Source organism: Lutibacter flavus (assembly GCF_900188355.1).
Taxonomy (GTDB): domain Bacteria; phylum Bacteroidota; class Bacteroidia; order Flavobacteriales; family Flavobacteriaceae; genus Lutibacter; species Lutibacter flavus.
Genome location: NZ_FZNX01000007.1, coordinates 125024 through 138060, shown reverse-complemented (window position 1 = coordinate 138060; position 13037 = coordinate 125024). Strand labels below are relative to the sequence as shown.

Sequence of the window (13037 nt, the reverse complement as noted above, 5' to 3'; positions counted from 1 at the left end):
TTAAAAACTTTAAAAATATGGATACAATAGTTTCAGTGAATAAAAAAAGTAAAAAAGAATCCTTTCCAGTAACAGGTATGACTTGTGCGGCTTGTGCTTCCAGCGTAGAGTCCATTTTAACCAATACAGAAGGAGTTAGTCAGGCAAGTGTCAATTTTGCTTCCAATTCGGTATTAGTAGAATATGACGATGCAATAAAAGAAACTGATTTACAAAACTCCTTACGGAGTGTTGGTTATGATCTTATTATAAATGTAGAAGATCCAATCGAAGCACAAGCAGAGATGCAACGTGAGCATTATCAAGATGTAAAAAAGAGAACAATTTGGTCAGCAATTCTAACATTTCCAATATTCGTAATAGGCATGTTTTTTATGGATTGGGCGCCTGGGAGATGGATTTCATTAGGGCTCACAATACCAATTCTCTTCTATTTTGGACGTGTTTTTTACATTAATGCATGGAAACAAGCAAAATACCGAAAGGCTAATATGGATACCTTAGTGGCTTTAAGTACAGGTGTCGCTTTTTTATTTAGTTTATTCAATACGCTTTTTCCTGAATTCTGGATTGCAAGAGGTATTCAACCGCATGTATATTACGAAGCGGCAACCGTGATTATTACTTTCATCTCATTAGGTAAATTGATGGAGGAAAAAGCTAAGTCTAATACTTCTTCGGCCATTAAAAAATTAATGGGACTTCAACCTAAATCACTAATAGTTCTTATTGATGGTGTAGAGCAAGAAACACCAATAGCATCCGTAGAAAAAGGGAATATTATTGTGGTACGTCCTGGTGAAAAAATCCCTGTTGACGGAATAGTATCTTCTGGTCATTCGTATGTTGATGAAAGTATGATTACAGGTGAACCAATTGCTGTAGCAAAAAACAAAGGAGAAAAAGTATTTGCAGGAACGGTGAATCAAAAAGGAAGCTTTCAGTTTGAAGCAAAAAAAGTAGGTAGTGAAACATTACTTTCCCAAATTATCAAAATGGTGCAAGAAGCTCAAGGAAGTAAAGCACCTGTTCAGAAACTAGTAGATAAAATTGCAGGAATATTTGTCCCTGTTGTTATGAGTATTTCTATTTTGACCTTTATTGTATGGATGATATTTGGCGGCAATGATGCTTTTACTCATGCTTTACTAACATCGGTTGCAGTATTGGTTATTGCATGTCCATGTGCCCTTGGTCTTGCTACCCCTACAGCAATTATGGTTGGCGTTGGTATAGGGGCCGAAAACAACATTCTAATTAAAGACGCTGAAAGTTTAGAATTAGGACATAAGGTTAATGCCATAGTGCTAGATAAAACAGGCACTATTACTGAAGGTAAACCTACTGTTACAAATATGATTTGGGCAGAAAACACAAATCAGGATAAGTTGTCAAGTATATTAATGTCTATTGAAGCACAATCAGAACATCCTTTGGCAAGTGCTGTCGTAAAAAAGCTTAAGGAGACAGGAACTGCAGTTGTTGAACTGGCAAATTTTGAGAGCATTACAGGAAAAGGAGTAAAAGCCGTTACCAATGATGGATTAAAATTCTATGTCGGAAACCACAAGTTAATACAAGATAAAAATATTGCACTAAATGAGACTTTATTAGCCCAAGCAAACACATGGCAAGAGGAAGCAAAGACCGTCATATTTTTCGCTTCTGGAGAGCAAATAGTTGCAGTTATTGCTATTGCTGATAAAATTAAAGCCTCTTCAAAATCAGCCATTAGTAAGCTCATAAATAGAGGTATAAAAGTTTATATGCTAACGGGAGATAATAATCAAACAGCTAGAGCTGTTGCCAAGGAAGTAGGATTAACAGATTATAAAGGAGAAGTTTTACCTTCGGATAAGGCAGATTTTGTGAAAAATCTACAAGATCAAGGACAAATTGTAGCTATGGTTGGAGACGGTATTAATGATTCACATGCTTTAGCGCAAGCAGATGTGAGTATAGCTATGGGTCACGGATCGGATATTGCAATGGATGTGGCGAAAATGACATTGATCACATCGGATTTGGAGTCAATTCCTAAAGCCTTGCAACTCTCCACCAACACCGTTCAAGGAATTCGTCAGAATTTATTTTGGGCATTTATTTACAATGTGGTTGGTATTCCAATAGCAGCAGGTATTCTTTATCCAATTAATGGTTTCCTACTAGATCCTATGATCGCTGGTGCCGCAATGGCATTTAGTTCAGTCTCTGTTGTAGCAAACAGCTTGCGACTAAAATCCAGTAAACTTTAAACAAAATATCATAAAACAATTACAAAAAAGCATAAGGTATTCTCCTCAGTGGCAAATTATCTTTGTATTCAATAACAAATAAAATATTAAGTAATTATGAAAACAAAAATTAATAACATCATAAGAATGGTATTTGGTTTAGGACTATTACTATTTGGATTGGATAAATTCTTTGAATTTATTCCTCATAACCATGTAATGGATGAAGATCTTATAGCTGCTTTTACCGGCTTAATGGCAAATAAGTTTATACTTCCAACGGTGGGTGTGGTCGAAGCAATTTCAGGTCTATTATTATTGACTCGAAAGTATTCTATTGTAGGGTTATTATTAATGGTACCTGTTACGTATGGAATAATCGCATTTCATTTAGCTGTAGACTTAGAGGGAATCATATCTGGTTTGATGATAGCAGTAATGCATATTTACTTACTTTCATTAAAAAAATCAACACTTATAAGTTTAGTTGAATACCATAAAGTTGAAACTAAGTCTTAAATAATCGAAAATCATTTCAATAATTAATATAAAATTATATATCATGGAAAATTTAAAATTTAAAACAAATATTAATTGTACAGGTTGCTTGTCAAAAGTTAGCCCTCAACTTAATAACGAAAAGGGGATTGAAGAATGGGATGTAGATTTAAACAATTCTCAGAAGATCCTTACGGTTAAATCTAATTCTGCTTCCGAGGAAGATGTTGTTAGTGCGGTAAAGAAAGTTGGTTTCAATATTGAAAGAATAGGATAATCACTTCATACAACAATATAATAAGTAATAGCGGGTTGAGTACTAACTTGAATCGCTATTCTTTTATTTCAGTAAATTATAAACTAAATAATAAAAATTCGAAACTTTTCTTATATTAATATTAATACGTTGTACAGAATATACAAAATTCAACCTATTCTCGATAACTTAACGCAACGAATCTAAATTTATAGATTGTTGATATGATACGGAAAAAGAATTGTCGACTTTCTCATAATTAAAGAATACAAATTGAAACTCTTTAAAACTAAATATGACCTAAGCTTACATTCCCCGAATTCTAAATAGATCTCGCTCAACTAAAACTAAAAAAGTTAATAAATGGGTACAATCTGACTAGGATAAATATTCTGCTGATTTACCTCAATGAAATGCTAAAGATGACTATCTAAACAAGAAAATCTAGTTTGAATTTCTATGCTCAAAAAACTTGTAATTGTATTTTTTTAATGGTCCATCATCCAACTAGACTACATAATATATTGCTTTTAGAATCAAACAGAAATACCCCAACGACCAATTATATCTATTTCTCAAATCTATTTTGCAGTTACATTTTTGTTCAAACAAGCGCTTAGATATGAACTTCACAGCGGATTATTACATATTTCCAATGGTCACAAGAGAAATTTAGTATAAAAAAATTTTGTAATTTTGTTATTTATTTATGACTAGAGATATAATTGATATAAATGATTTCACAATTCTAGTAGAAACAGGTAGTTCGGATATTCCATCAGTTGATTCTTGTTTCTTTGATGAACCTATAATTGCAGTGGCATTTTATGGCTCTGGAAATGTTGATTTAACTGTCAAATATGGAGAAAAGGAAAAAGCCTTTCAATACACCAAAGGCCTAGCTCTTTCATTTTATGCGGATGAAAAAGTAGAATTCATCCATACGGTATCTACCTTAAAACCATTAGAATGTATAGTAATTGCAACATCTGCAAATATAATAGACAACCTTCCTAACCAAGAAGGAGAGTTATTTGGTGAAATGCTTAATCAATTAGTTAACCCTTCAGATCATTATGTGGAAGGGCCAAGTTTTATTATGACACCTGAAATGCAATTAATTGTAGACTCATTATTTAACATTCAGTATGAAGGTAAAACAAAAATGATGTTCTTTAGAAGTCAAATTACGGCGTTGCTTTCTCATTTTTTTGGTCAACTAGCAAACTTGAAAACTGAAAAGATTAAAACCTCAGAACGCGAAAAGCTAAATAAAGCCAAAGACATTTTATTGAATAACTTGGATAATCCACCTTCTCTTAATGAAATATCTCGACAAATTGGATTAAATACGTTTAAATTAAAAAAGGACTTTAAAGAGTTTTTTGGTGTACCTGTCTTTAAATACCTTCAAAACGAACGCCTTACTTTAGCTCACAAAATGATTAGAAATCAGGAATCAACAGTTCAAGAAGCAGCTTGGCACGTAGGATATGATAGTCTTAGTTCATTTTCAAATGCCTTTGAAAAAAAGTTTGGTTACAGACCTAGTCAAATTAAGTAAACTCCTTTTCGAACAAATCATAATTCTTTTCAGATAAGTCACTCTTTTAGAGTTGCGATAATTTTGTCTTATAATTTAAACTTGTAAAGACATGAAAACAAAACGAGCAATTTTAATAGGTATAATTATTTGGATTATCGCAGTATTCTTTTATTCAAGCTCATATTATGTACCAATTTTAAAAGATGCATATACACAAGCAAACATAGTTCTCTTTATTGTAGTTATTCCACTAGTTTGGATAGGGTGTTATTACTATTATAAAAAAGACAATCGTACACATGGAATGAAGGTTGGGCAAACAATGTTACTAACGAGTGTAACTTTAGACGCTCTGATTACAGTTCCTTTATTTGAGATTCCAAACGGAGGAAGTTATTACCAATTTTTTACGGCAGCAGAGTTTTGGATTATCGCATTTGAATTTTTAGCAGTTGCAGTACTTTACTGGTACGCCCGAGTGCACTCTGTTATCAACAAATCAAATAAGTAGAATCATGGAGGTAACAATTCAAAATTTATTATTGACAACCTTAATTGCATTAACAGGTTTATCCGCTGGATTATGCTTTACTTGGTCTAATGCTATTACACCTGGAATAGGTAGATTAGACAATATTGGGTTTTTACAAGCATTTCAAAAAATGAATAGGGCTATTATTAATCCGTTATTTTTAATAGTGTTTTTTGGACCTTTTCTATTAAACCTAATCAATTTGTGTTTTTTTAAAGGTGCTACAAACATTATGTGGTTATTAATAGCTGCTACAGCCGTTTACTTTTTTGGTGTACTACTCATCACAATTTTTGGTAACGTACCATTAAATGAAATACTAGATAAAACTGATTTAGGTGCTGCTAGTATAGAAGAATTAAAACAACTACGAGATAAGTTTGAAGATAAATGGAATCGCTTACATTTAATTAGAACTGTTGCTTCCACTATTTCATTTTTATTACTAATTATAACTGCATTAATAAAGAATTAATCTGTAAACAAATTAAACTTATGAAAATTACAATAGCAAAACATCAAAAACTAAAAAATAAATTATCAAAATTTTATAGATGTGAAGTAAAAAAATTCAATAAAATTTTAGGAATAAATAAAACAAAATAATATGCCTTTTTTTAAACATTTAGATGATTTATCTGACATTACAGATATCACTTTTAACGACCGAAAAAGACTTGGTCCAATGGATAAAGTTTCCCAACGAATAATGAGAGGGAAATCAACTTTTACTTCAGTAGAAAAGGAGATGATGGCAGCATATGTTTCAGGACTAAATGCTTGTAGTTTTTGCTTTGGTTCTCATAAGATTGTTGCACAGCAATTTGGTGCAAATCCAAAGATTATTGAAAAACTAATCGATAATATTGAAACAGCTCCCGTAGAAAATAAATTAAAACCAATTTTTAAATATTTAAAAAAACTCACTTTAAGTCCAAGTGAAATAGTACAGCGAGATGTAGATTTGGTTTTAATAGCTGGATGGTTTGAAGATGATCTTTATGATGCTATTTTGATTGGATGTCTCTTTAATTTTTACAATAGATTACTTGATGGTCATGGTGTAAGAGGAAATAAAGCTATCTATCAATTTGGAGGACAACATCTACATAAAAAAGGATATAGTGTTCCTTGGTTTATAGGATTAATTAAAAACCAAATAAAAAAGAGTAATCTAAAAAAAATAAAAACTTTTAATAAATAATTAAAATCATGAAAGAAAATATTTTAGTAATCGGCGGAACTGGAAAAACAGGCCGCAAAGTAGCAAGTAAATTAATAGAGGCTGGACACAACGTTAGAATTGGCTCTCGATCAGCATCGCCTTCATTTGATTGGGATAACTCTGAAACTTGGAATGAAGCTATGCAAGACATGGATAAAGTGTATATTACGTTTCAACCAGATTTAGCGGTTCCTGGGGCATTACAAGCAATAGAAGATTTAACAAAACAAGCAAAACGATGTAGAGTAAAAAAATTAGTGTTACTTTCAGGAAAAGGTGAAAGAGAAGCTGAGCTTTGTGAGCAAGTTGTTATTCATTCAGGATTAGACTATACCATTGTTAGAGCTAGTTGGTTTAATCAAAACTTTAGTGAAAGTTTTTTCTTAGAACCAATTTTAGAGGGTTTTATAGCTCTTCCACAAGCGGAAGCAAAAGTTCCTTATGTAGATACAGATGATATTGCAGATGTAGTAGTAACAACTTTATTGAATAAAGAACATAATGGTAAAATCTATCAACTTACAGGACCTAGATTGTTAACTTTTAGAGAAGTTATTCAAGAAATTTCGGAAGTAACAGAGAGAGAAATTGCTTTTACGCCAATTACTTTACCTGCCTATGTACGTGTAATGAAGCAACAAGGCGTGCCTGATAATTTTATTTGGTTAATAGAATATCTATTTTCTGAAGTTCTAGGTAATCCTGACAATTCTGAAATTACCAACGACATTGAAAAAGTGTTAGGTAGAAAACCTAAAGATTTCGCAGAGTATGTAAAAGAAAATGCTCGATTTGGTGTTTGGACCCCCAAAGTTGATGCTAACTAATATTTAAACTGTTTGAAATGAATAGACGTCTAATAGGTAATATTTTATTGATTTTATTATTGGTTTTAATAGGATCAGGTATCTTAATGTATTTTTTGCCTTTTAAAAAAAATATAGCATCATTACACACATTTTTTGCTTTGTTGTTTATGTTGGCAATGGTTTTTCATATTGTCAATAATAAATTACCTTTAAGAAACTACATTATTGGTAAGCGATTATCAAAGTTTAAAAAATTGCAAAGTCCACTAATAGTATTTGTAGCAATTATATTAACGCTAGGTGTTTATTTTGAACTTCCGCTATTAAATAGGTTATATGCTTTTGGTAATCAAATTCGTAATGAACAACTTGGTAAGAAAGAGGTAAATTTTGATTATCAGGTTATAGATTTAAAGAAATCCGCAGGAGGTAAACTTGTTAGTGTTGAATTGAAAAAAGGAAGTGCGTTTCAATATCCATTGTTTGCAATTTGGATAGAAGACATTAATGGAAACTATATTCAAACTTTATACATTTCAAGAGTCATTTCTTCCAGTACATTTGATTTTGGAAAGAAAAAAGAAGGCAAATGGGAATCAGCTACAGTAAGAAGACCTGAGGCTCTACCTTATTGGTCGCACAAGCGTGGCATTAAAGCCGAAGATGGACTTTATATGCCATTAGGAAACTCTAGCGATATAGATGCATATTCAGGGGCAACACCAACGGGTAATTTTATCATTAATTCAAAGAGTAAAATAGACAAAGGTAATTATAAAATAATAGTTGAATTAAATCAATCTTACGATTGGAATGAATATTACACAAAGGATAAATTCCCTCAGGATAAGATTTATTCTGGCTCTGGGCAAGTAGGACAACCATCATTAATTTATTCTGCAGAAATATCCCCTAACGATTTTGATGCAAAAACTTATAAGATCATGCAGCTTATTGGTCATGGTCACTATTCAGGGCAAAATGGAGAGTTATATGAAGACTTATCTAAGGTTACATCAGCAAAACAAATAGCAGACCGAATAATTTTATCAATTAACAATTTAATAAATTAGTAATACGTTTTTATCAACCAAATATTAAACAAATAGTTATGCCACATTTTGTAATAGACTGCTCAGAAAATATTATTTCACTAAAATCTCCAAACGAGATTATGCAAAAAGTATATGATACAGCAGAAGCAACAAATTTATTTGATAAAGGAGATATTAAAGTGAGGATTAATCCCTTTAAATTTTATAATATTGGAAACAGTAAAGACGATTTCATTCACATTTTTGCCAATATCATGGAAGGTAGAACTAGTGAACAAAAAAATAGGTTGTCAAGAAGTATTATTTCAGAACTAAAAAGAATTTTTCCAAAGGTTCCAATTATATCAATGAATATACGAGATTTTGAAAACGCAACGTATTGTAATAAATCAATGGTCTAAAATAGCAATGATGAAAAAAACAGTAACTAATCTACTCTCAATTTTATTTATTTTTTTCTTAATTGGAAAAATTAATGCCCAAGAAATTAAGATGACTCACAAAGACTCGTTAAATGTTGTACTAGAAAAATATTATGAATTGAATCTTAAAGTTTTTCAATCAGGGTCAAACATAGATGATATTGATAATATCTTTAGCTTATTTACAGAGGAGTTTATATATGTTCACCCAAAATATGGAGGAGTTTATACAAGAGAAAATCTATATACCGGATATAAACGAAATCAAGAAAAAGGATCCTATAATGGTAAAGTTATAGATATTCAAATAATTAACAAGATAGTTGGACTTAATGCAATTGCGGTTAATAAGCGATTTATTAAAAAGGTGAATGATAAAACTGTAGAAGGAGAAATTAATATGACTCTTATTGAGTTTAGAAAAGGTAGGATTTCTAAAATTTTCGAATATTGGTAGAATTTAAAAAGATGATTTCATAATAGAGAGTAAAATTCTTTTAGAACAAATTGTACTGCTTTTCGAACTAATAAAATCACGTTTTATACGTCATCTTTGTACAGGAATTTATTAATAATTAAAAGCATATAATATGAAAAATAAGCATATAACATTAGGTCTGTTTTTTGGAGCAGGAATTGGACTTTGCATTGGAATCGTGACAAATAATATTGAAATTGGATTGTCTTTAGGAGCTGGCGTTGGTTTAGTCCTTGGAGCTGCTCGCCAAAATATAATAAAAACAAGAAAATGAGAAGAATAATAGTTCAGGGGAGTTCTAGGAATAATGGCAATACTAATAAAATTGTTCAAATTTTACAAAACCATTTAGAATGTGATTTAATCAATTTAAGCGAATTGGATATTCATCAATATGATTATGAAAACGGAAATCAGAATGATGATTTTATGTCTACTATTAAAAAAATTGTAGAATATGATTTAATCATATTTGCGACGCCAGTGTACTGGTACGCCATGAGTGGCACCATGAAAACTTTTTTTGATAGAATAATAGAGTGTCTAAAAACAGAGAAGGAAATAGGTTATAGACTTCGCGGAAAAAACATGGCTGCAATTAGTTGTGGATCGGATAGCGCTGAACATGAAGGCTTCTTCATTCCTTTTGAAAAAAGCGCTGGATACCTTGGAATGAATTATTTTGGACATATTCATACTTGGATTGAGGAAAATGATCCATCAAATTCAGTATTGGAATTAATTAAAGATTTTTCAAAAAAAGTAAAATAATTTTAACACAATGCAAACACAAAATGAAAAAAATATTTTTCTTTTTAATCTTGTTGATAGCTATTCATGCCAGTACTTTTGAAATAAAGGCACAAAACAGAATTGATTCCTTTGATATTGAATCTAAATCACTAGATGAAACTAGAACAATAAAAGTAGCATTACCTAATGGGTATAACCACTCAACTAAATCTTATCCTGTAATTGTTGTTTTAGACAATCAGCTGCTATTTTCTACTACTACAGCTTTGGTAAATCAGTTAAGTGCAACCTCAAGAATGCCAGAATCTATTGTTGTAACAATTGTAGAAGGGAATAGACATAGAGCATACTATTCTCCTAATCTTTATGATAATATAAAGAACCGAAATTATGGTTATGGAGATCATCAAGATGAGTTAACACAATTTTTGAGCGATGAGTTACTACCTGAATTAGAGAATAGATATAGACTAGCAAATTTCAAAACATTAATTGGCTTCTCCCCTTCGTCTGTATTTACGCTACATACGTTTTCTAAAAATCAAGATCTTTTTCAAGCATATATTGCACTAGCTTCTGGTAATATTATTGGAGATGGTTATTTAAAAGGGAGATCTCTTATTGACGATATTGAAAAGACCTCTGCCAAAAACACTTCCAGCAGTATGTTTCTCTACATAGTTTCAGGAGAGAAAGATTTAGAAGATCAACCAGATATTGAAGACAATGTCAATAATTTCAATCAAAGGCTATCAAAGTTAAACTCTAATAAATTTAAAACAAAAGCTGAAATAATTCAAGGCGAAGGCCATACAGATGTTGCATTGCCTGGGCTTATTTCTGCCTTTGATTTTATTTTTCCAAAAAAGAAATGGATTGTTAATTACCAAGATTTAATTTCTCAATCAGGTAATGCAAAAGAAAACATTAATAAATTTTATAAAGAACTTTCAGATGAGTATAAATTTATAATCTATCCAACTATGGATAGATTATATAGCATGAGTTGTATTAAAAATATTGGAAGTAGTCTTTTAAGGCAGAAAAGAGTTGATGAAGCTATTGAATTATACCAATATTGGACAGAATTATATTCTAAATCACACTTAGCATATTCATATCTAGGTCGTGCACAAAAAGTGAATAATAAAATTAGAGCAGCTAAAAAATCTTACGAAAAAGCTATTAACTTGGTAGAGTTAGATGATATGCATGCTAATTTGAATGAATATCAAAAAGCTATAGAGGGGTTAGATAAAGAACTAAAAATGCTTAAAATTAAAAAACATAAGTAATAATCAATAAAATATTTCATAAGAATAGAATATGGGTAAAGGCATTCTAATACTTTACAAGAATTAAAAATTATAACTATCATAAAAGTAAATCGATCAAATGCATAAATATTTCTACATAGTTTTTGTTTTATTTTTATCTCTAAAATTATGTGCACAGCAAAACAAAATGCTGGACAAAGAATTACAAGAGGTACTTCAAAGTGAAAATCTAACAGGAGCTGTGTGGTCTATGTTTTCAGATAGTACAATTACTACAGGAGCTCTAGGGTTAAAAAATGCTAATTCAAAGGAATTAATGAATAGCAAAAATAGTGTGCAAGTTGGTTCTGTTGCAAAAGTGCTTATTGCTACAGGGATTCTTCGGTTGTCAAGTCAAGACAAGTTGGATATTTATTCACCAATTAATAAAATTTTACCCAATATTATTTTCGATAACCCTTGGGAGAAAACGAATCCTGTTACGGTAAGAGATTTATTAAATCATACTTCTGGCTTGGAAGACGCAAGACTTTGGCAAATATTTAGCACAAAACCTTTTTCAGACACGCCTCTTGAATCAGTCTTTTTAAAAGACCCTTCTGTATTGAGAATCCGAACTATTCCTAGTTCACGTTTTTCCTATTCCAATATGGGCTACGCTATGTTGGGTTTAATTATTGAAAAAGTTACTCATGAATCGTATGAAAAATATTTAGATGCCAATCTTTTAAATCCTTTAGGTATGAATAACAGTACTTTTCAATTTGTAACCCAAAAAGGTAAAAATGCAGACCAAAACTTGGCTATGGGACATTTTGATGCTGGAACTATTCAAGAAAACCTTCCAATGTATTTAAGACCTGCAGGACAGTTTACTACCACGGCAAATGATATGGCTTTTCTTGCAAAGTTTTTAATGAGTGATGGTATGATAAATGGAGAGCCGTTTATAAAAAAGGAATTGTTAAATCAAATGGGGAAGCCTGAATCAACAGAATCAAATATAAATGGACTAAATACAGGTTATCAATTTGGGCTTAGCTATAGAGACAGATATGGAGTCACAGGTTATTTTCACCGTGGTAATACCATTGGTTTTAGATCTACATTTTATCTATTTCCTGAAGAGAATAATGCGTTTTTTATCAGTTTCAATACCGATAGCGAAACTGCAAATTATCAAAAGTTTAACGAAGTGTTTATCGAACACTTAGGAATCGAAAAAATAGAAAAAACAAATGCAAATGACAGTTTACCTAGGAAGATAGAAAAGTATGAAGGCTTCTATAAATTAAACCCTATTCGATTTGAGAAGTTTGCTTATTTAGATTTACTTTTTAACTCAATTAAAGTAATTAAAATGGATAATAAGCTAATTGTTAAATCAATTCAAAGCGATAGTTATTCTCTTTTACCAGTTGGTGAAAACTTGTTTAGAAAAGAGGACAGGCTTAGAGACTCCCATGTTTTGTATCAAAAAAATAATACTCAGTTAATTAGTGATGGGTTAGCAACTTACGAAAAAGTAAATGTATTTTATCTTGGACTAATGTGGTTAAGCCTAACCCTAGGTCTTATGGGTATTATAACTATCGTTATCAGAGGTTTTTATTTGTTGGTTAAAAAGAAGTTATTTGCTGGTAATCAAGCTTTATTTGTTCCTTTTGTTTCCATTATTTTACTCTTTTTACCATTTCCTTTTCTTATAAATCAGTCTTTTCTAAACTTAGGAGACTTAACATTCGCAAATATATTATTGGCAGTCGTCACTGGAATATTTCCAATAGCAATGATTTTTGGGCTTATGAAAATTAGGAAAAATAAACCATCATTAATAGATGTTCTAGGAGTATTATTTGCCTTGCAATGGGCAATAGTTTTATTATTTTGGAATCTAATTCCTTTTAGGTTATGGTCTTAAAATTAATAATTGCAAAACATCAAAAAACACA

General features: G+C 31.0%; 15 protein-coding genes. All 15 read left to right on the top strand.

All coding sequences use genetic code 11. The features are described 5' to 3' along the window. Positions 1 to 17 precede the first annotated feature (17 nt). The 15 genes from CHB63_RS16790 (at position 18) to CHB63_RS16725 (ending at position 13006) form a co-directional block, all read left to right on the top strand. Positions 18 to 2255: a heavy metal translocating P-type ATPase gene (locus CHB63_RS16790; RefSeq protein ID WP_089379646.1), complete on the top strand. Its 2238-nt coding sequence runs from the start codon at positions 18 to 20 to the stop codon at positions 2253 to 2255. Positions 2256 to 2381: 126 nt separating this feature from the next. Beyond that, positions 2382 to 2753, top strand: a complete 372-nt coding sequence (locus CHB63_RS16785) for a hypothetical protein (RefSeq protein ID WP_141107332.1) — start codon at positions 2382 to 2384, stop codon at positions 2751 to 2753. 43 nt (positions 2754 to 2796) lie between these two features. Then, positions 2797 to 3009, top strand: coding sequence for a heavy-metal-associated domain-containing protein (locus CHB63_RS16780; RefSeq protein WP_089379644.1), 213 nt, complete (start codon positions 2797 to 2799; stop codon positions 3007 to 3009). A 688-nt stretch (positions 3010 to 3697) separates the two neighbouring features. Beyond that, positions 3698 to 4552 (top strand): helix-turn-helix domain-containing protein, encoded by an 855-nt coding sequence (locus tag CHB63_RS16775; protein WP_089379643.1) that lies wholly within the window; start codon positions 3698 to 3700, stop codon positions 4550 to 4552. Between the two features lie 91 nt (positions 4553 to 4643). Further along, on the top strand, positions 4644 to 5045 hold the full coding sequence (locus CHB63_RS16770) for a DUF5367 domain-containing protein (protein ID WP_089379642.1): 402 nt from the start codon (positions 4644 to 4646) through the stop codon (positions 5043 to 5045). Between the two features lie 4 nt (positions 5046 to 5049). Continuing rightward, on the top strand, positions 5050 to 5541 hold the full coding sequence (locus CHB63_RS16765) for an anthrone oxygenase family protein (protein WP_089379641.1): 492 nt from the start codon (positions 5050 to 5052) through the stop codon (positions 5539 to 5541). A gap of 132 nt (positions 5542 to 5673) precedes the next feature. Next, on the top strand, positions 5674 to 6270 hold the full coding sequence (locus CHB63_RS16760; RefSeq protein WP_089379640.1) for a carboxymuconolactone decarboxylase family protein: 597 nt from the start codon (positions 5674 to 5676) through the stop codon (positions 6268 to 6270). Between the two features lie 8 nt (positions 6271 to 6278). Then, entirely contained in the window at positions 6279 to 7118 is an 840-nt protein-coding gene (locus CHB63_RS16755; protein WP_089379639.1) for an SDR family oxidoreductase, read from the top strand. A gap of 17 nt (positions 7119 to 7135) precedes the next feature. Continuing rightward, positions 7136 to 8173, top strand: a complete 1038-nt coding sequence (locus CHB63_RS16750) for a DUF4405 domain-containing protein (protein ID WP_089379638.1) — start codon at positions 7136 to 7138, stop codon at positions 8171 to 8173. Positions 8174 to 8211: 38 nt separating this feature from the next. Then, on the top strand, positions 8212 to 8556 hold the full coding sequence (locus CHB63_RS16745; protein ID WP_089379637.1) for a 5-carboxymethyl-2-hydroxymuconate Delta-isomerase: 345 nt from the start codon (positions 8212 to 8214) through the stop codon (positions 8554 to 8556). 10 nt (positions 8557 to 8566) lie between these two features. Next, positions 8567 to 9034, top strand: a complete 468-nt coding sequence (locus tag CHB63_RS16740; RefSeq protein WP_089379689.1) for a hypothetical protein — start codon at positions 8567 to 8569, stop codon at positions 9032 to 9034. A 133-nt stretch (positions 9035 to 9167) separates the two neighbouring features. Continuing rightward, positions 9168 to 9329 (top strand): hypothetical protein, encoded by a 162-nt coding sequence (locus tag CHB63_RS17240; RefSeq protein WP_176420432.1) that lies wholly within the window; start codon positions 9168 to 9170, stop codon positions 9327 to 9329. Then, positions 9326 to 9826, top strand: a complete 501-nt coding sequence (locus CHB63_RS16735; RefSeq protein WP_089379636.1) for a flavodoxin family protein — start codon at positions 9326 to 9328, stop codon at positions 9824 to 9826. Before CHB63_RS17240 ends, CHB63_RS16735 begins: the two co-directional genes overlap by 4 nt. 23 nt (positions 9827 to 9849) lie before the next feature. Further along, positions 9850 to 11103: an alpha/beta hydrolase-fold protein gene (locus CHB63_RS16730; protein ID WP_089379635.1), complete on the top strand. Its 1254-nt coding sequence runs from the start codon at positions 9850 to 9852 to the stop codon at positions 11101 to 11103. Between the two features lie 100 nt (positions 11104 to 11203). Further along, positions 11204 to 13006 carry a serine hydrolase domain-containing protein gene (locus tag CHB63_RS16725; RefSeq protein WP_089379634.1) on the top strand — a complete coding sequence of 601 codons (1803 nt, stop codon included), beginning with the start codon at positions 11204 to 11206 and terminating at the stop codon, positions 13004 to 13006. The last annotated feature ends 31 nt before the right edge of the window (positions 13007 to 13037 follow it).